This is a genomic window from Candidatus Aegiribacteria sp. (genome assembly GCA_021108435.1).
Lineage (GTDB): Bacteria > Fermentibacterota > Fermentibacteria > Fermentibacterales > JCC-6 > Aegiribacteria.
The window spans coordinates 1-20257 of record JAIOQY010000173.1 but is presented as its reverse complement, the minus strand read 5'-3'; the positions used below and the strand labels follow the sequence as shown (position 1 = coordinate 20257).

Genomic DNA, 20257 nt, shown 5'->3' with positions numbered 1-20257 from the left:
CATAAATTCTATCGTACTTGAGTCATACAGACAGTTGCTTTATGGGATTTCGTGAAAGGCTTGAAACAAAAATGAATCTACCGGACTGTATCAGGGCCTTCGTACGCCTCATCCCTCCTGCTGCTCCAGCATATGGCAACTGCGGTTGAGTCACTCTCGTTTGCGAAAACATGGCGAACTCCAGGATCAATATTGAGGATATCCGCCTCGGAAAGAGTGTATTCTTCATCCAGATCGGGCATTCTTATGACAAGTTCGCCCGCAAGCACGATTACTTCCTCGTTTCTGCCGGGGTGTGTATGATTCCCTCGAACATTTCCGGGTTCAATTGAAAATATATGGCAATTTGAAATTAATGATGTTGATCGAAGGTGTTCAAAGGGGTTGATCACATAGCCTCGAGCATCTTCGTGAGTGTCCAGTTTTCTGCGGGGACACGCATTGAGTTTCATGTCCCCTGCTGTTCTGGCTGTTTCATTCATCTTTATTCTGCTTCTTTCTATCGAGGTAACTTCTTATCTGGACAGCTCTGCTTTTGCCGACGCCGGGGACTTCCATGATTTCTTCTATAGTAGCAGTGTTAATCCTTGCGGCACTGCCGAAATGATTAAGAAGCCGAAGCTTTGTAGCTGAGCCTATTCCTGGAATATCATCAAGTACTGAATGCAGGCTGCCTGAAGAGCGTTTCTGCTGGTGGTAGTGAAGAACAAATCTGTGAGCCTCGTCTCTTACACTTCTGAGTAAAGACAGCGGGGTTGAATCAAGGGGAAGTTTGATTACTCTTTCGGAGACGCCTTCAAGAAGCACCTCTTCCCTCTTGGATATAGAGACAAAACAGATCTTCTCCGCCCACTCCTCCGCTGCTCGAACTGCTGCTCTGAGCTGAGTTATCCCTCCATCTATCAGGAAGATGTCCGGATACTCATCCTCAAGTTTCGATAGATACCTGTCGACTGCGGAGGCTATCATAGCAGGATCGTCCCTGCTTATCTTTGAAGACATGGAAAATCGTCTGTATCCTGATTTGTCAGGATATCCTTTCCTGAAGCTGACAATTGCCGCGACAGGCCATGATCCCTGTATTGTGGATGCGTCCAGACATACAATCCAGTTCGCTGGTCCATTTAGATTAAAGATATCTGCAATAGCCTCAAGAGCTGCTTCAGTGCTTTTTCTGCTTCCATTCGGATGCTTCCATGAAAGACGCACAAGGAAATGTTCAAGGTTTCTTTGAGTCAACTGAAGAACTTCTTTTTTCCCGCCGCGTTCGGGGACGAATAATCTGACCGCCCCGTTTCTTTTTACCGAAAGCCATTCAACAAGTGCCGCATGGCCGTCAGGGATTTCCGGAACAAGTATTTCCTTTGGTATATCCTGTGTTTCTGAATAATATGCTCCCAGCAGTATTGAAATTCGTTCGTTCACCGGCGCAAGTTTCCATTTGCTGTCAAAAGGCATTCTGAGAACTCCTGTGAAGCGTCCTCCACGCATCCGCATCACAATTCCCCAGTTGTCCTTAACCGCTATGGTGTCCCTGCTGATGCTGTCCTGAATGGAATCAGGAGCGGGCCAGCCGAAACTGTCAAGGCGGGAAAGGAGATCCCGCAGTCTTCCCGCTTCTTCATAATCCGTTTCCTCTGATGCTGTGTTCATGAGAGTCTCAATGCGTTTTCCAGCCCATTCCCAGTCACCCCGAAGAATTCTGAGCATTTCCTGAACAGTGCTGCTGTATTCTTCTGCAGTTACATTACCTGTGCATGGTGCCTTACAGCGACCGATCTGTCCCATGAGGCATGGTCTTTCATTAGCTGGTGGAGTTTTCCCCCCGCACCTTCGGAGAGGAAAGGTATCAAGCAGGAATTCTTCAAGCTTTCTCAGATTTCTTGCATCAGGATAGGGACCGAATCGGGGTCTTCCTGAAGCGTTACTCTGATCTCTTGTGACCTGCAATCGGGGGAAATTCTCATCTGAAGTGATTTCCAGGTAAGGATACTTTCCGGAATCTCTCAGGCGGACATTGAGAGGTGGTTTCCGGATACGGATTAGTTCAGCTTCAAGAACAAGCGCATCTACTTCAGATCCGGTGATAATCCATTCTACTGATACAGCCTTTTCAAGAAGAAGCGTATGGCGGGAATCGCCGGGGTTGGATAGATGCCCCTGAAGCCTGCTTCTGAGACTTTTCGCTTTACCTATGTAGAGTACCTTCCCTTGCTCGTCCAGGAAGCTGTAGACGCCCGGAAGACGCGGTGCTCCGGCTACCGATTCTTTAAGACTTTGTGATCCGGCCACGTCTCATCGCCAGTGAAAATACTGATCTGGCATCTTTTCCACCAATAGTGACGAAAACCGCAAGAAATACTGCCACTGCTCCAAGAGAAACTCCTGTAATAGATAGTATCCCTTTCAGTGTAGAAGCGGCTGATAAGGAAATTACGGATGGAGATAAAAGCCACAGAAACATCAGTGTCAGAATACCTGCGGGTATCATTGAGAGCCAGGCAAGTTTTGAGGATTGGACAACTGGGCCGAGTTTCCTTCTGAGCGCTATTCGGAGAATCACAAAATTGAGCATGGAGGAAATGCTGGTTGCGAGAGCCAGGCCTGCCAGCGGGCGCGCTATTCCGGTTCTGATGAATGCCAGGGTCAGAACGATGTTGAGGATGATATTCAGGCCCATGCAGCTTATCGCGATCTTAACCGGTGTTTTTGTGTCCTTCATAGCGTAGAAGACCGGAGCAGTGATTTTTACAGCTCCGTAGAACAGGAGTCCTGCTGAGTAGTAAACAAGGGCGGCGCTGGTCAATGCTGTGGATTCAGCTGTGAACGCTCCCCTGGCAAGAATAATTTTTACAACGGGTTCAGCAAGAAACAAAAGGCAGAATGTCGCTGGAATCATCAGGGCTGCAAGCGCAAGTGTGGCTCTGCCGAGTGTTTTACCTGCGTCCTGAAGCTTTCCGCTGGCTGTCTGTCTGCTGAGAGTAGGCAGAAGAGCAGTGGCGAGTGAAATTGCGAAAACTCCCTGCGGGAACTGCATTATCCTGTTTCCATATGAAAGAGCAGCAACACTTCCGGGTTCAAGCATTGATGCTATCATCTTGTCCACAATGATGTTTACCTCTGCGGCAAGAAGCCCTACCAGTGCTGGAAAGGCAAGCATTCCGACTTTTCTGACTTTCGGATCTTTCCAGTTGAAGTCCGGCTTGAACCTGAACCCTCTTCTTCTTAGCGCAGGGAGCTGAATCAGAAGCTGGAACACCCCTCCTGCCATTACTCCGATTGAATATCCCCATACGGGCTGGTCAGGAAAAAACCATCTTGACAGAAGCAGAATTCCTGCAAGAGCAGAGAGGTTGAATAGTATTGGAGCACTGGCAGGGGCCAGGAAATGCCTGTGCGCGTTGAGAATGCCCATGACAACTGAAGCGCATCCGACCATGAGAATGTAAGGGAACAGAAGACGCAGAAGTCCGGCAGCAAGTTCGGATTTACCAGGAATATCAGAGAAACCGGGAGCGAATATTCTTATTATAAGAGGCGCAGCCACTATTCCAACAAGAACGATTATCAGAAGAGCAACTGCAACAAGTGACAATATTCTGCTTCCCAGTTTGAAAGCATCCCGCTTACTGTCTTTCATAAGAATCTCGGTGTATGTGGGTACAAATGCAGCGCTTGCGGTTGCTTCACCGAACAGCCTTCTGAGAGTATTTGGGATTATAAAAGCAAGCGTGAAAGCATCAGCGGCCATGCCTGTGCCAAGTATCGCAGCCTGTGCCACATCGCGAAGCAGGCCCAGTATCCGGCTTGTTACTGTAAGTCCTCCGAGCAAACCGGTGGCCCGTGCGATCCTTGATGCTTCCTGCTGTGGAGTGCCAAGATCCTGAAGGTTTTCATCAAGTCTTATTCTCTCTTCAGAACTCATTCGGAATCTGACCCTTTCGGCATTTCATATGTTTTCCGCATGCACAAGTATTGGTTCAAGCTGGTCTCTGAGCAACGGGTTCAGATTTACGGCTCTTTCGGCGGCCTGTACTGATTCATGGCACTTTCCATTCGACCATAGCGAAACTGCATAGTTCTTCCATAAAGTGGGGGATTCAGGCGCGATAATAATTGCCTTCTCGAACTCCAATAATCCTTCAGCGGAATAACCCAGGAGTGAATGGGAGATTCCCCTTAGATTGTGTAAATCCGCTCCATAGAATCCTCTGTTCGAAGCATAATCCAATTCTTCCAGAGCGCCGACTGGATTCCCTGATTTTATCATGTTCTCTGCTGCAAGAGTTGAAGTAAGTCCCGATCTTACCATACCAGGGTAAGTTACAAACAGTGAGATAATAATAATCACAAGGGCTGCAAGACCGGTATATCGGAGAAATTTCCTGTCAGGAACAGCAGATGCCGAAAGGAACCAGAAAGCGGGAATAGCGGTTAATCTGAATCTTGCGGAGGGAAAAAACACAAAAGCTGATATCACTCCAGCACAAATGATGGAAACAGCAAGATCATGCCAGAAGGTTCTGTTTTTGGCGAAACACCTTACTGATCCAATGGATATAGCCATCAGTGAAAGCGGCAGCAGTAGAATCAGTATTGTCTTTTTCAGCAGCCAGCCCGTTTCAAGATTTCTGCCAGGTCCCGGAAGAGTGAAGAATGCAAGTATTTTCTGCGTTCCCATTCCAAACCACGTAACAGGTGAAGATGTAATCGCATGTGAAGCTCTATGAAGGAATGCTGAGTCTCCCCCGCTCTCCCGATCTCCCATGGCCACGAGTTCCTCGAATTCAGTACCCGGAGGTGTTGACAGAAGCTCCCAGTCCGTCCCCAGCCAGAGATTTTCAGCTCCGTTGACTGCAATTACAGGTCCTGCGCCTGCTGAAATGTTCATTATGACTATCGGTAAAATGGAAAGTGCTGTCCCGGCGGCATATATGCTCCATTCCCTCAATCTGTATCGAAAAGAGAGAAAAAACAGCACTGCCGGTATCAGCACCAGTTCTGCTCTGAAGAGCGCAGATGCTCCTGCGAGAAATCCGGCAAGAAGGAATTTCTTCCGCTTTGCCAGCAGCAGCGAAAAGGACAGGAAAGCAGCGGCTGGAACTGCCGGAAGGAATTGAATTCCAGAAAGAACGACAAATGGGGATAATGCGATTCCTGTGCAGCAGAAGTAAACCCATGAACTTCTCTGTTTCCTAAAGGCCAGTAGAAAGGCGATTGCGGGAAGAAGGGAAATAAGTGAAATTACCACCCGGGAAGTCAAAGGATGATCGGCTGCGTTCGTAATCATTGCTAATACGAACATGCCCGGTGGTCTCGATAAACCGTCAAATCCAGGGACAACAGGATTCATGGTGTAGGTTTTTTCATCAACGTACAAGCCGTTAAGTGGCAGAATGCTGTTTACGGACGTGAACGTCCATATCCTGACACCAATAGCGGTCACTACAAGAATAATAAGGAATAGAGTCAGTGGATATTTCATTATCTTGCTTCGAGAAGCACAGGTATCCGTCGCAGGATCCCGGTAGTATCAGTTAATGTTATGGTATCTTCCGTTTCAACAATGGACAGTACTGAATCACTCTGAACAGAGGCACATCCTTCAAAATTCCAGATTCTTCTCAGATTTCCTGATATGATCTGCGTTTCACCCCATGATACAGTCGGCAGGATATCGCAATACTCGCCGTCTTCTGCAGGTACGGACCATCTGCCGGAAGAGAAGAGTGAAGCGGGTTGAGCAAGATCAAAAGGATCGGCAATGCTTATTGAATCGGGAACCACAAGACGGCCGCTTTTCCAAGTCCATTCAGACAGAACAAGTATCATCTCATCCTCCGTAAGACCGGCGAACTTTCTTCGGAGCAGCATATCGAACCGTCCCCTGCAGTTAATCACTAATCTGAAGTAACCTGTCTGCGGATCAATGCTCCACTCTTCTATGAGATAGTTCTCAGCACCTGAATTGGGGGCATGAGTAAGAAGAACACCCTTATCAAGAACATAGAGTGTGTCAGGTTTGAAGATAAAGAAGGCAGGTGTAAGATAAGCGGAAGGCTCAACAAGCCACGACCGCTCATCATCTGTTTCAATCCTTACAAGGTATCTTGTCCATCCATTCGGAACAGGCAGTAAAGGATGAAGTTCCGTTGCCGGAAGAATGTATGCCTGAAGACCCAGTTCATGACACATTGCGGTAAACAGAACTGCCAGCTCGAGGGGTGTTCCGTCTCTGGAATCCAGTATTTCCTGCAGGCTTCTTATCTCGGTATCGGATATCCCCGTTTCACTCCTTCTAAGTCCCATACTGTTGCATATAAGGCTTCTTGCCCTTCTTACCTGTGACCACTCGTCCGCACCTGCTGATGTCGTCTGAAGAGCTGCTTCCCTAAGATCAGGCGGATGAGGTCTGCTGAGAATATCACTTACTGAAATGAGGATGTAATCATAGAGATCCTCAAATGACTGGAAAGGTGTAATCCAGAGCTTTCCAGCTGAATCAGAGCAGGTGTACATGAACCCATCATCAACAATTCTTTCAGTATAATCCTGACCGGCCCATACAAGATTATCCGGGATATCGCCGTGAAGCCTGAAACAGCATGAATCCGGGAATATCCCCTTGACCGATGGAGCCAGAACAGCCCAGGGTCCTTCTTCCCAGTTTTCACTCCAGTCCCTTATGAGGATTCTGTAACTGATCTCCATACCTTCGCGTAGAGCGGGAAACGCCACAACGTGTGAGCGCGGCCAGCCGCCTGATCCTGATAATGTATCAGCCGCCCATTCCGGGATATGCCCCGATTCCATTCCGGGATAACCAAACATCGCTTCTTCGAGTTCGATTGACTGTATATATGGATTAAATCCATGAGCGATACGGCTTAAAAGCCTGTCGCTTCCCTGAATACCACGGATATCGATTGTTTTATAGAGTGTGTCATCCTTTAGAGTAATAGAAATCGAATACAGTGATATTATTGACGGTGCAGCAGATACTGCAGATATGATAAGAATCGGTATCATGATCCATCGAATCACCGGAACACCACTGTTCTGAAGAATCCTGACATTCTCGAAAGAAGCCCTGACCTCAAATCATCAAGTTGATGTAAATCCGGAATCATCGGTAAAAGAGACATTGATTCTTCCATACATAGAGTATCATCATTATGACAAAATTCGATGCTGTAATTATTCGCGAAATATGGATCGGGAATTTCAAGATGAGCTGAAGGCAGTTCCGTCAGATTCAATCTCAAATATGCGCTGTATGTCGTTTCAACAAAAACATTATCCCTTACATCCGGAAGCACGAATGCAGATGCTCTTGAACCGATCAGGTCGAATGTTTCAAGCCCTGGAACCAGCATGTAGAGGTTATTATTCTTTTTGATAACACTGCACTCCCATGATCCGTATCCGTGCAAGGTAAGAGGCTGTCCGGTTATTTCCAGATCGCCGTCAATATGGATCTCTGAGCCTGGAAGCAGACCAAACAGAGTCTCTATGAGTTCCGATCTTTTCTCGGGCGGTACTCCGGCAAGCATTGATCTCAAAAGCTCGTCAGCCGCGCCGGACATACTGACACTGATGTTGCCATGGATTAGTTCCGATTCAGCATCAACAGCACCATCTATGTGAATAGAAAGTGAATCCAGGTTATTTATATCAGGAAAACTTTTCAATCCGCTCCCTGAAGCCGTTAAGGGCAGATATGCCGAACCTCTGAGCATGTATGAGTACCCTTCTTCCGAGAAACTGTTCGAAGGGTCCAGATAAAGCACTTCATCCGAATTGAGATCCAGAGCGACAAGCATGTGATCAAAACTTCGAGAACCCACCAGTTCGGTGATGTTTCTGGACGTTGAAGTAAGAACCGCATAAGGATCATGTCCGGCTCTTCGAAGAAGCCATAGCAGGAGAACCGCCTTGTCTCGGCATACACCAGCATGATCACCCAGTGTTTCAAGAGGATAACGAGGTGAATAACCGGGATCTCTGCCCCAGTTTCCGCTGAGGTATTCAATCTCCTCTGAAACCCACGCGGAAATATTACCTGGTTCATATCCTGTTACCGCCAGAATGGAATCAGCGACCGGTTCGTAATCCTGCATGAGTGTTTCATCAAGAACAGCGAACAATCCGGAGCTTACATCGAACGGTTTGTGGCTGGCAATCGTGATGTAAGGGCTGCATTCAGCAGTGTTTTGTGAGAATGGAAGCGTTTCAATCGGACTATGGGAGTAAGTATTCCATGAAAAGCATACCGTTGTATCGTTGAATACTGTTATTCCCGGCTCAGGGAAATCGGTGGAAGAAATATTGATTTCCCGATCATCAGGCCAGAACACTCTGAAACTTCCAGAGTCGATACTGTCTCTTGCCGCCGCATAAAACGTATACGAGAAGAAATCATCCATAGGCAGATAGTCGATATGACGTCTTATCTCTATTAACAGTGTATCACCGATTTCAATTCCTGGGAATTCCATGATCAACTCTCTTAGAGAACTCTCCAGTCTTCCGCCGGGAAGAAGAGATCTGTGGGGAATCTCTCTCAGTACAGCCCTGTCCGTACCTCTTCCCGATCTCCAGTGTTTTATGATAGCGATTGATATTTCAAGTGATTCCCATGTGTTCCTGAAAGACGAAACGAGTTCTCTGTAGCGCTCTACTCCTCTTGCTGTAAGGGGGATTATTACTTCGCTGGTGATCTCTGTATAACCTGAATCCGGAGATGAACAGTAAAGCGTTACGTCATGATTAAGAAATACCGCATCCGGAGATGCGAGCATGATTGCCAGAATAAACAACAATGCTCAGCGGCTCCCGTCTGTAAGCTCCAGGATCGGTGGCTGCAGGGTTGATGTTCTGTTAACATCGAGCAGAGTCATGCTGATATAATGCTTCTGGATAGCGTCTACATCGGTGCCGTCAGGATTGATCACTGGAAGTGACCGGTACCTGTCATATGCGAATACTCTGCCAGGTTCAATCTCTCTGAATGAAATGTCAGAGCTGAATTGCGCCATTCGCGTCCATCTCCAGCCCTTTATCTCACTGATTTTCAGTGCGGGAACATTTACATTGATAATCGTTCCATTCGGAATTTTCTTATCAATGTCATTGTCAAGAAGTGAATCAAGAGCAGAGGAAGCAGTTTCGAATAGAGGCTTTTCACCGTGCGTTGAAATCCGAACGCTCAGCGCGATAGACGGAATGCTCCAGAGTGCGGCTTCCATCGCAGCGGCGACAGTTCCCGAATATAGAATGTTATTCGATAGATTCGATCCCGGATTGATACCTGATACAAGAAGATCAGGAGGGCTATCCTTCATAACCTCCATGAGAGCAACCTTTACGCAATCAGTGGGTGTTCCATCCAGCGCCCATTTATCAGGCCCCTCTTTTATGAGTTCCATTGAAGTATAAAGACCGAGAGCGTGGCTGGTTCCGCTGCAGTGATGAAGCGGAGCAACAACCCATATCTCGTGTTTTTCCCTTAATGAGTTTTCCAGTTCGAGAAGTCCCGGCTGATCGTAACCATCATCGTTTGTCAGAAGGATCCGCATGGAGTTAAAGAGAACGCTGAAGTGAGAAACGATGTACTGTTCCCATAGCGTAATTCACGGGAACGAAGGCGTAATCGAGTATCCATCCTCCTGCGGAAAGACCCATACCCGCCGTAAGGTCTCTTGAGTCATCAAAGAACCTCATGCCGAATCTGAGGCTAAGCCATCTTTTTGGTGTGTATTCAAGACCGCTGCCTGCTGAGAATCTGTTATCAAGCGGTTTTCTGATCTCTCCTGATAATGCAAGTAACCCTATCGGCAATCCGAAGGTATATCTGGCTCCGACCCTCCAGGTTGACGGAAGCCTGAATTCGTTATCAACCATTGTCACTGATGGGCCTATGTGCTGCAGAGCTGCTGCAATATCCAGGTTTGTCATTGGATGTATAACCAGGCCTGCATCAAACGCTACTCCAGACGAACTTTCCAGCCAAACTTTTTCACGGAGTATCTTGATTCCGACTCCCAGATCAAACATTCCAAGCCTGATTGCTCCTGCGGCATGGAAGGACATGTCCCAGGCGGAAAAAGTATCCAGAGGTTCAGAAGTCGCTTCATCTCTCATCTCAATGTCTCCGACATGAAGAAAACGGCCGGCTAGAGCACAGATGACGGGACCTGCCGGAAAATTCCAGGCAAGGTAGTTCTGTGAAGCGTCTCCAAGCCATTGATTATGTCCGGCAGTAATTGCACCTGTTTCAACTGAAGCGAGGAGAGCCGGATTAGTGAATCCTGCCAGACTCCCGCTGTTTATTACCCCTGTTCCACCGAGTGCAGCTGCTCTTGCTCCAGGATCAATCTTCAGGAAACTGAAAGCTCCCGCGCCCGCGTCACGGTATACTTCATCAGAAGAAAACACCTGTAACACAGCAAATATGAGTAATCCAACAAGAATTATTCTGATAATGACCCTCGCATTTCAATGAAGATATCGATTTACATGTTATCCATATCTAGTTTCTATCATACAAATTGACAATAGTTCCACTTCAGGTGCGCTCGCAAAAAGATTATTACATATTATATTTTTCCTTCCAGCCTTAGTTTTCTTTTTTAAATCGGATGGAGTAGTCAGTTGAAATTGATAATAATACTTTCTGTCTTGGCGATCTGTGCTTCCACCGGTGCTTTCGATATCGAGTATCCGGAAGCCAGAGTTTCTGATCAGGTGGATGATTATTTCGGAACACTCGTTCCGGATCCATATCGTTGGCTTGAGGACGTTGATTCCGCTGAAACACTGGAGTGGATAGCTGCCCAGAACGACCTCTGGGAGGGTTTCATTGAGGTTATCCCCCGCAGGGAATGGATAAGAGAAAGATTTGAGGATATTTACGACTACCAGCGCTACTCAATGCCTTACAAGAGAGGTGAACGCTACTTTTTCAGCCTTAACGACGGTCTGCAGGATCACTCCGTATTTTGCTATCGCGAAAGCCTTGATGGTGAACCGGTTGTACTTATTGACCCGAATGAGTTCCCCGAGGAGGAAAGGCTGTCTCTTGCCGGAGTCGTCGTAACCGACGACGGTAATATGCTCGCCTGGGCAACCAGAGGCAGCGGGTCGGACTGGTCCACATGGTATGTAATGGATATAGAGACACAGGCGGCTCTGGGTGATACCATCCAATGGACAAAGGGCGGTGTAAGCTGGAACGCCGACAACACAGGTTTTTACTATACAAAGTATAAAGAGCCCGAGGAGGGGCAGGAATATCTCGAGCTTAACGATGATCAGAAAATCTTCTTCCACAGTCTCGGCACTTCGCAGGAGCAGGACAGTCTGGTTTACGAACGGCCGGACAAGCCTGAGTGGATGTTGGGGGCCTATGAGACAGAAGACGGCAGATACCTGATAATCTGGGTCTGGGATTCGAGTCTTGTGAGGAAAAATGGAATCTTCTACATAGATCTGCTATCGGAGGATAGACAGGTAGTAGAACTTCTTGGAAATTTTGACGCACAATACTCACTGATTGGTAACATAGGGGAGGAATTCTACATTCGTACGGATCTTGACGCTCCACACGAGAGGATCATCTGCATCGACATCACCGAGCCTTCCAGGGAGAATTGGAGAGAGATCGTACCCGAGGCAGAGGAGATTCTTGAGAGCGCTTCTATCCTGAACAACAACGAGTCGCTGGTTCTACAGTATTCGTGGGACGCCTTCACTAAAATGCATCTGTACAGCATTAAGGGCGAGTTTCAGAAAGAACTTGAACTCCCCTGCCGGGGAACAGTGTGGGGATTCTGGGGTCTTCAGTCAGACACCGAAACTTTCTACCTATTCAGCTCTCTCCTCCATCCCGGAGAAGTTTACAGTTACGATTTCGAGACCGGTGAAAGCGCCTTCCTCTGGGCACCCGAAATAAACGCGGATCTTTCAGGATACGAAGAAGAACAGGTTTTCTATGAGAGCCACGACGGAACGATGATACCCATGTTTCTTGTATACCCGAAGGATATTGAGCTGGACGGGTCGAACCCCACGCTGCTGACCGGCTACGGAGGGTTCGGGGTCTCAATGAGACCCTGGTTCAGTACAGCCAGGCTTGTCTGGCTTGAGATGGGCGGAATCTACGCTATTCCCTGCATCCGAGGGGGTGGAGAGTACGGTGAGGAATGGCACCTTGCCGGAATCAAGGGAAATCGTCCGGTTGTATTCGGTGATTTCATCAGAGCTGCGGAGTACCTTATAGAGGAAGGCTACACCTCAACGCCGAAACTTGCCATCTCCGGGGGCTCCAACGGGGGAACTCTGGTAGCGTCATGCCTGAACATGAGACCGGATCTTTTCGGTGCCGCTTCTCCAGCCATGGGAGTGATGGATCTGCTTCGCTTTCACATGTTTACCATGGGGTGGGCCTGGATCTCAGAATACGGTGATCCCGATGATCCTGATGAATTTGAATTCCTTCTCAACTACTCTCCATACCACAACATAGAGACTGATATCGAATATCCTCCGGTTATGATATCAACTGCGGATCACGATGACAGAGTGGTTCCAGGACATAGTTTCAAGTACGGAGCAAGGCTGCAGGCTGCTCAGGCCGGAGATGCGCCCATTCTGATGTCGATTCATGCAAGAGCAGGACACGGTGGAGCAGTGGGCCTGTCCGAAGGTTTGGACCAGATATCCGATATGTACGCTTTCTTCTGGCAGATGCTTGGAATGAGCGAGTAAACGAAAATCGAGATACATGAGGAACATTGGTATTCATGAAAGCTGTGCATTTCAGAACAGAGAAGCATGAAGGTCTCTGGAACATGGCTTTCGACAAATACCTGATGGAACAGGTTCGCGGTGGCCGATGGAGTTTCGTTCTTAGAACGTATGGCTGGGAACCGGCCTGCGTTTCAATCGGAAAACTGCAGAGTCTTGACAGTGAAATAAATACTGATCTGCTCCACAGTAGTGGATATCACGTTGTAAGAAGGCCAACAGGCGGACGTGCTGTCTGGCATGAGACAGAATTGACTTACAGCATTACGGCCGGGATAGAACATCCACTTGTATCCGGTTCCATAAGTGAAGCTCTAAGGAAGGTCTCAATGCCCATGGTCGAAGCCATGAATATTCTTGACATACCGGTTTCAGTGAGTTCTTCAGATCGTCACCGTGCCGGAGGGCCAAGAATGAAAAGCAATCCGTGCTTTACCTCCCATGGGAAATGGGAAGTCGGTACACCTGACGGCAGGAAGCTTGTCGGAAGCGCACAGGCACGCAGCAGGGGTGTTTTTCTTGAACATGGATCAATTCTCTTCTTGAATGATCAGATGAAAATACTTGATTACCTCCCTCATACTGCTTCAATACGCCAGAAGAGCATCCTTGCTCAACATCTGAAAGAGGGCATTGCGTGCGTAAGGGAATTCAAACCTGACCTGGAGATGCTGGATATGGAAAACGCCCTGCACTCTTCTTTCGAAAATACTCTTGGTGAGTATCTTCATTACTGTGATTTCAGTACACTGGAGGGAAAAAGGCTCAATGAGCTGGTAAGTGAATGCAGAAATGAAATACAGGAAAAAACCTGACTGGCTTAAAATGCCGTCCAGAGGCGCCGAGGAAGCTGCGAGAATAAGAGCTATTCTTCTGAAGTACAGCCTTGATACAGTATGCAGACAGGCAAAATGTCCAAATCTTGGTTACTGCTATCAGAATGGTACCGCCACGTTTCTGATACTTGGAAACGTTTGTACCCGATCATGCGCGTATTGCGCTATAGGAACTACAGCCGGGAAACCGGATCCTCTCCATCCTGATGAGCCTGAGCGTGTGGCGAAAGCCGCAGCGGATATGAATCTTTCGTATGTCGTTATTACTTCGGTAACCAGGGATGATCTTCCGGACGGTGGCGCGGAGCACTTCTCAAGGACTGTTAAAGCGTTGAGGGTTAGAATCGAAGGAGTAAAGATTGAAGTACTGACACCGGATTTCAAAGGTAATAACGCTTCTCTGGAAACAGTTGCGGAAGCAGACCCTGATGTATTCAATCATAATCTTGAAACTGTAGAGAATCTCTTTTCTGCGGTAAGACCTGATGCGTCTTACGATCTGTCTCTTTCAATCCTTGCCAGGTATGGAAAGCTGTCTCCCTCCACCCCGCTTAAAAGCGGTCTCATGCTCGGCATTGGAGAAAAGGATGCTGATATCAGGAGAGCAATCCATGATCTGAGATCCAGCGGAGTGACTATGCTTACCCTTGGTCAGTACCTTCAGCCTTCAAGAAGACACTGGCCCGTCGACAGGTTTGTAACTCCCGGAGAATTCGATAATTGGAAAGAATTCGCTCTTTCCGAGGGATTTAACTCAGTCGCTTCCGGACCACTGGTGCGAAGTTCTTTTCATGCGGAGTTGAATTACAGTACTGAAGCTGCAGGATCTTTCAGTTTGTAACTTCTTATTGAATGGACTGATTCCTTCTCGAAAGTCAGAAGACCTATCTCCCTTATCCATCCTCTTATCGGCAGATTTATGATATCAAGGCAAACGCTCATAGCATCAAGAATTAACTCCGGCTGAAGGCCAAGTGTCAATGAGCAGTGCGGAACCCAGCACCCTGGACGGTAGAGACCCTCCGAAAGATAGGAAAGCTCATCGAATATTCTGTACAGTCTTTCGTGCACCGATAAGAGAGACGGAGTAATGACAGGCCCAAGAAACACCGTACCGCTTGCGAGGCCGAATGTGGCAATGGATGAAAATGTCACAGGGAATGCTTTATGACTCGCCGCGAAGTCCATTATATCATCAAGTATGAGATCAGGTTCGAGGTTTTCCCATATGGCAAGTGTAAGATGTGGTTTTCCACCTGATCTGAGCAGAGGCGATGAAAACCCTCTGGTTCTGAGTATGCTCCACGCGCGGTTTATCTTATCCTCGGTTTTACTGTCCAGAAACAGACAGATATCACAAAACACTAAGTCCTGCCCTTCTCGTGAACATAAATACTATGCTATTTCTCTTCACTGTTTCAATATCCTTTATTCCGGATGATCGAAAGAGAATGCTCCGGTTCTTCCATCAGGAAGAGTCAGGAAACCGCGACCTCCAAGGAACAGTGACATGTGATACTGCATTTCATCCACCTCGAAACGGATATCGTGCCATGGAGCGTAATGCCATGCGGATATACTTTCGCCTGCGGCATTCAGAGGTTCTGCGGACAGAATAAGAACACTGAAGCTCTCGGGAGTTAGAGAGATTACCTGTCCGATATTGATTCCCCTCTCTATCACAAGACCGGAGATGTCTTCCGGACAGGGGATACTTTCCAGAGTTATAAGTTCTCTTTTCCAAATCAACACATCCTGTTGAGACAGGTAAAACGAGTCAGGATCAATAACAGCGGAATCAGGAATCGATTCCGAATCGGAATAACAGGAAAACGATAGAAGAACAGTAATACAAAATATCCGAATTTTCATCATTTAGCCTTTCAAACCGATTATACGATCCGGTATACAGTGGAGTCCAACCTGGAATTGTGTTTCAAGCCATCCCCTTCTTATGTTTGCGTCTATGGATTACAGTTCAATACTGAGTTACACTCACGGTCTGGTTCTTGCGCCTATGGCCGGTTCCACGGATTCTGCCTTCCGACGGATATGCCGTTCGATGGGTGCTACAGCAGTCGTTACTGAGATGGTTGCTGCAGCCGGATTGTCCAGGCGATCAGTCAAAACGAAAAAATTACTGCAATACGATCCTGAAGAAAAACCGATTGGTGTACAGTTATTCGGAAGCAGGCCTGATGATTTCGCAAAAGCTTCATTACTTGTATCAGAACTCGGCTTTGACTTCATCGATATCAATGCCGGATGCCCTGTGAAGAAAGTCCTTAGAAGCGGTTCAGGTTCAGCGCTTCTTCGAGATATTCCAAGGCTTGCAGCGATTGTAAGAGCAGTTTCATCTGAGACCGATCTTCCTGTTACGGTTAAGATACGCACAGGCTGGTCACCTGAAGAACCTGTAACGGACAGTCTTCCGACTATTCTGGCAGATGAGGGAGCCGCCGCAATAGCGGTTCACGGCAGATACCGTTCTGATATGTTCGCAGGCAAGGTCAGAACACTGGAGATAAAGCGCATAGTCAATTGCTCTCCTGTTCCGGTAATAGCAAACGGAGATGTTATAGATGTAGAAGCCGCGATTGATTTAAAGAATTCCACCGGAGCATCAGGATTGATGATAGGCAGAGGCGCTCTTGGCAATCCATGGATCTTCAGGGGTATATCCGGCAGACCGGAAGATGCTGTTCCGTATCCTGGTGAGCTTTCATCGATAATCATCAAACAGTTCGAGATGATGAAGGAGTATATTCCCAGGGAGCATGTGTATCATATATTGAGAGGACATCTGCTGCATTACCTGAAAGGATTCAGGGGAGCGTCCGGATTACGCGGGAAAGCGGTGCATGTTGAAAGCCTTGCAGATTTGAGCAGTATTCTAGCTGAAGCGGAGGAATCATTGAGAATGGAAAGGATTGACCGGATTTGAAATCTATTCTTATAACGCTCTGTTCCATATTTCTTATTGGATCAGCCTGTGGTCCATCTGATTCTATTCTGCTGCCGGACAGGACTATCCTTGAAGAAAGCGAGTCCTGCAGATATGTATGGCAGGAAAATGATGGCTGGGCTTTTATTGCATGGGCAATGGATATCCAGGATGGCGCTGAAATACTGGCAATCCAGTCCGGTTATCTTCCTCAGGACAAACCGCAGCCGGGCGAAGAGATAAGATTTCCTTTTCCCGGGAATCTCTCGGATGCGCTTGAAAGACGCCTTTATTCCGCAAGACTTGTAAGGGAAGCCACTGAAAAACTTGGATCTGAAGATACGCTATCTGTCTGTAACCTTCTTAGAACAGCAATGGACACTGATCCTTCCTGGTCTGTTCCAGCATACAACTTTGCTCTTATTCTTCTTGAAACCGAAGGTCCTGACAGTGTTCTGGCTATGCTTCAACCATGGTCACATAAGTTTGACGCTGCGCTGATTCAGTCAGAAATAGCATGGAATAATGGTAATCCGAATGAAGCGCTCCGGCAGCTTGAAATATGCCTTATGGCAGAATCACCACCATTTGAAGCGCTTGCTGCAGCAGCACTGATCTACACCGTAACAGGACATATCTATCAGGCTTCAGGCATCTGGAGAGAGATACTCGCAAGTCATGAAGCTGACGCATCCATCAGACTCATGGCAGTGAAGTACGCAATCATCTTCGAACAGCGACAGATCCGTTAATAGACCTTAAACAGTTTCGATTCTTACAGGAGTAACCTCCCCTATCACTCTTGTCGCCAGCACCGTTCCGGGAAACGGAATTCGATTGAATAACTCAATCGTAAGGCCAAGTGTTTTACCGACTGTTTATGCAAGAACACGTACATAATTCTGATGTATTGACATTCATAAGTTGTAGAGTAATAGTGAATAATAATTGTAGGCTGGTATATTGGCTTTACTTTTTTATCTCTTGGAGGGGAATTATGAAATACTTTTCTTTTCTTATTACAATACTGTGTATTGTATCTATTTCGTCTGCTACTTCGGTCACTCAGACAAGCTGGACCGGAGGTCCGGGGTACCCTGGACCGCTTGACAGCTGGGATTCAGGAAAATTCTATCAGTCCAGTAATATTAACTGGGCACACACACCGGGAATCCTGAATATCACTCGCGTATACGATTACGAACATATTATTTCTACGAGCTTCAGTGGTCCATCATCAATATTCGCGGCAGACGTGAATGGTGATGGCAAGATAGATGTACTTGGTTCAGCTGCTGTTTCCAACGAGATCTTCTGGATGGAAAACAAGGATGGCACAGGTATCATCTGGACCCAGCATCCGGTTGATGATAACTTTGATAGCGCCAGCTCTGTTTATGCTGAAGATATGGACAATGATGGTGATATTGATGTGCTTGGTGCAGCTGGTCTTGATCATGATATCATATGGTGGGAAAATGCTACCGGATCCGGTCTTGGCTGGATTGAACATCTTGTTGATCTGAGTTTCTACGGCGCTAACTCGGTATATGCTTCAGATGTCGACGGTGACGGTGATATGGATATACTGGGAGCAGCTATTAATGTAGATATGATATCATGGTGGGAAAACATGGATGGAATAGGACATGTCTGGACCGAACATATCATAACCAGCAGTTTCGATGGTGCTCATGCCGTCTGTGCAGCTGATATCGATAGTGATGGTGATATTGATGTACTTGGAGCTGCACGCAATGCACACGATATCTACTGGTGGGAAAATATGGATGGTTCCGGCACGAACTGGGTAGGCCATCCGGTTAATACACAATTCAGCGGCGCATCGTCTGTATTTGCAGCAGATGTGAACGGTGATGGCAAGATGGATGTACTCGGAACCGCCATTTATGATGACGACATTTTCTGGTGGGAGAATCTGAACGGTTCCGGTACTGACTGGAGCAAGCATAAAATAGATGAGAATTACCATGGAGCATCTTCAGTGTATTCGGTTGATATGGATGATGATGGTGATATGGATGTAATTGGAGCCGCACAGGGTAAGAACGATATTTCATGGTGGGAAAATACTAACGGTTCCGGCTTGAACTGGACCTCTCACGAGATTGATGCGGATTTCGAAGGAGCATCTTCAGTATTTCCCGCAGATTTTAATGGTGATGGGGTAATAGATGTACTCGGATCATCGTTCTACTCCAATTATGTCTCATGGTGGGGAGGATTTGAAGCGGTAGGTATTCTGGAATCAAGTATTCTGAATACACTGTCTATTCCTCTATGGGGTTGGATTGACTGGACCTGCTCCTCAGAACCTGGAACTTCGGTTTCTTTTCAAGTCAGAGCTTCTGATGATCACAACATTATGGGTGAATGGTCGAATATAATAACTTCACCTGGCAACCTTGGAGGCATACTGTACAATGGTCATCAGTATGTTCAGTATAGAGCCATTCTGACAGCGGAAGACAACAACTTAACACCTACCCTTGAAGATATTACCATTTCATGGAATCTGGAAGGAATTGGCGAAGGTGATCCGGCTGGATTCAGTCTTCTTCCGTTTTCTCCAAACCCGATGCAGAGCACTGTTCATATAGGCTATACCGTGCCTGGCGAATCTATTGTGCATCTATCGATTTACGATGTCTCCGGACGTCTGGTTAAGCAGATTGAATCAGTTGATAGCCAGGATGGCTATAATCAGGTAGTAATTCCTGAATTTGAATCCGGTCTGTATTTCTGCCGGATGACATCCGGTGATTTTGCTGAAACGCAACAGTTTGTCGTAATTCGGTAAAATATCTATTTCTGTTCGATGAATGAATTGAAAGGGAGCCGGTCATCAACTGGCTCCCTTTTTTTAGATAAACGGAATGAAATATTACGATGTTTATGATAACCCTGTCAGGTATAATGGCGAAATCAGGAATAACGTTTCATCTTTTCGGACAGATTGATATGGATTATCAATACAATTACATTCGAATATTTCCAGATTTTCAGAGGACTTGTTGATTATATGTATTGCTGTATAATACATTCAGCTTTTTAAGAGCAAGTTGTTTTTGTTTGTTTACTGTGTTACGAAGAGGTTTAAGTCATTTCTGAATCGTATCAATATTTTGAAATCCATAAGCGTAATTGTATGTGTGAAAAATAATTACTAGATTATATTTGTATATGCCGCGATTCCGCAGCACGGTTCCGGGCCGTACCCCGGTTAAACATGCCCCATGTAAGAGGGGTAACTGTGGCAATAATGCCGCATTGTTCTCAGGGACGAAATATCCCGGGAAAAGGAGTTCTAATGGAAAATAAACTATTTGTTGGTGGATTGGCCTGGGCAACAAACGATGAAGGTCTGAGAAAGGCCTTTGAGGAATATGGAGTTATTGAAGAGGCTAACGTAGTTTGCGAAAGAGATACAGGCCGGTCAAGAGGATTCGGGTTTGTAACTTTTGAAACCGAAGATAGCGCAAAAGCAGCCCAGGAGGCCATGCACGGACAGGAAATAGATGGACGCCAGCTCAGAGTGGACTTTGCTAACAGCAAACCAAGACGGAACTAGCGAAATTCTACTTCAGTGATGTAAGGGGAGGCATTTCTGCCTCCCCTCTCCCCTGACTTGCATTCATTCAGCAGCAGC

17 protein-coding genes are annotated in these 20257 nt (G+C 46.8%); 7 read left to right on the top strand and 10 right to left on the bottom strand.

Annotated features, from left to right (window positions below):
- Positions 1 to 77: 77 nt before the first annotated feature.
- The 8 genes from K8R76_09850 to K8R76_09815 are packed head-to-tail and all read right to left on the bottom strand — an operon-like array spanning position 78 to position 10437.
- A complete protein-coding gene (locus tag K8R76_09850; protein ID MCD4848485.1) occupies positions 78 to 482 on the bottom strand; it encodes a cupin domain-containing protein in 405 nt (134 codons plus the stop codon).
- A complete protein-coding gene (gene uvrC, locus K8R76_09845; protein ID MCD4848484.1) occupies positions 475 to 2292 on the bottom strand; it encodes an excinuclease ABC subunit UvrC in 1818 nt (605 codons plus the stop codon). Before uvrC ends, K8R76_09850 begins: the two co-directional genes overlap by 8 nt.
- Positions 2270 to 3925 (bottom strand): murein biosynthesis integral membrane protein MurJ, encoded by a 1656-nt coding sequence (murJ, locus tag K8R76_09840; GenBank protein MCD4848483.1) that lies wholly within the window; start codon positions 3923 to 3925, stop codon positions 2270 to 2272. The genes uvrC and murJ overlap by 23 nt, the downstream gene beginning before the upstream one ends.
- A 24-nt stretch (positions 3926 to 3949) precedes the next feature.
- Positions 3950 to 5485 carry a hypothetical protein gene (locus tag K8R76_09835; GenBank protein ID MCD4848482.1) on the bottom strand — a complete coding sequence of 512 codons (1536 nt, stop codon included), beginning with the start codon at positions 5483 to 5485 and terminating at the stop codon, positions 3950 to 3952.
- Positions 5485 to 7029, bottom strand: coding sequence for a hypothetical protein (locus K8R76_09830; protein ID MCD4848481.1), 1545 nt, complete (start codon positions 7027 to 7029; stop codon positions 5485 to 5487). Before K8R76_09830 ends, K8R76_09835 begins: the two co-directional genes overlap by 1 nt.
- A gap of 11 nt (positions 7030 to 7040) precedes the next feature.
- Positions 7041 to 8822, bottom strand: a complete 1782-nt coding sequence (locus K8R76_09825; protein ID MCD4848480.1) for a DUF3857 domain-containing protein — start codon at positions 8820 to 8822, stop codon at positions 7041 to 7043.
- A 3-nt stretch (positions 8823 to 8825) separates the two neighbouring features.
- Complete coding sequence (gene surE, locus K8R76_09820) at positions 8826 to 9578, bottom strand: 5'/3'-nucleotidase SurE (GenBank protein ID MCD4848479.1); 753 nt, start codon at positions 9576 to 9578, stop codon at positions 8826 to 8828.
- Positions 9579 to 9582: 4 nt separating this feature from the next.
- Complete coding sequence (locus tag K8R76_09815; GenBank protein ID MCD4848478.1) at positions 9583 to 10437, bottom strand: PorV/PorQ family protein; 855 nt, start codon at positions 10435 to 10437, stop codon at positions 9583 to 9585.
- A gap of 276 nt (positions 10438 to 10713) precedes the next feature.
- Between K8R76_09815 and K8R76_09810 the strand changes: the two genes are divergently transcribed.
- Genes K8R76_09810 through lipA form a run of 3 tightly spaced genes read left to right on the top strand, consistent with a single transcriptional unit; the run spans position 10714 to position 14484 of the window.
- Positions 10714 to 12768: a prolyl oligopeptidase family serine peptidase gene (locus K8R76_09810; GenBank protein MCD4848477.1), complete on the top strand. Its 2055-nt coding sequence runs from the start codon at positions 10714 to 10716 to the stop codon at positions 12766 to 12768.
- 26 nt (positions 12769 to 12794) lie between these two features.
- Complete coding sequence (locus K8R76_09805; GenBank protein MCD4848476.1) at positions 12795 to 13622, top strand: lipoate--protein ligase family protein; 828 nt, start codon at positions 12795 to 12797, stop codon at positions 13620 to 13622.
- Positions 13600 to 14484, top strand: a complete 885-nt coding sequence (lipA, locus tag K8R76_09800; GenBank protein MCD4848475.1) for a lipoyl synthase — start codon at positions 13600 to 13602, stop codon at positions 14482 to 14484. The genes K8R76_09805 and lipA overlap by 23 nt, the downstream gene beginning before the upstream one ends.
- Here lipA and K8R76_09795 read toward each other — a convergent pair.
- Both K8R76_09795 and K8R76_09790 read right to left on the bottom strand, forming a co-directional pair.
- Positions 14448 to 15008, bottom strand: a complete 561-nt coding sequence (locus K8R76_09795; GenBank protein ID MCD4848474.1) for a 2'-5' RNA ligase family protein — start codon at positions 15006 to 15008, stop codon at positions 14448 to 14450. The two genes, lipA and K8R76_09795, sit on opposite strands and share 37 nt — an antisense overlap.
- Positions 15009 to 15071: 63 nt before the next feature.
- A complete protein-coding gene (locus K8R76_09790) occupies positions 15072 to 15518 on the bottom strand; it encodes a hypothetical protein (GenBank protein ID MCD4848473.1) in 447 nt (148 codons plus the stop codon).
- 79 nt (positions 15519 to 15597) lie between these two features.
- Here K8R76_09790 and K8R76_09785 point away from each other — a divergent pair, with 79 nt between their 5' ends.
- The 4 genes from K8R76_09785 to K8R76_09770 all read left to right on the top strand — a co-directional run bounded on the left by K8R76_09785 (position 15598) and on the right by K8R76_09770 (position 20179).
- On the top strand, positions 15598 to 16587 hold the full coding sequence (locus K8R76_09785; GenBank protein MCD4848472.1) for a tRNA-dihydrouridine synthase: 990 nt from the start codon (positions 15598 to 15600) through the stop codon (positions 16585 to 16587).
- Positions 16584 to 17339: a hypothetical protein gene (locus K8R76_09780; protein ID MCD4848471.1), complete on the top strand. Its 756-nt coding sequence runs from the start codon at positions 16584 to 16586 to the stop codon at positions 17337 to 17339. Before K8R76_09785 ends, K8R76_09780 begins: the two co-directional genes overlap by 4 nt.
- A gap of 245 nt (positions 17340 to 17584) precedes the next feature.
- Complete coding sequence (locus K8R76_09775) at positions 17585 to 19408, top strand: T9SS type A sorting domain-containing protein (GenBank protein ID MCD4848470.1); 1824 nt, start codon at positions 17585 to 17587, stop codon at positions 19406 to 19408.
- 510 nt (positions 19409 to 19918) lie between these two features.
- Positions 19919 to 20179 (top strand): RNA-binding protein, encoded by a 261-nt coding sequence (locus K8R76_09770; GenBank protein ID MCD4848469.1) that lies wholly within the window; start codon positions 19919 to 19921, stop codon positions 20177 to 20179.
- Positions 20180 to 20257 lie beyond the last annotated feature (78 nt).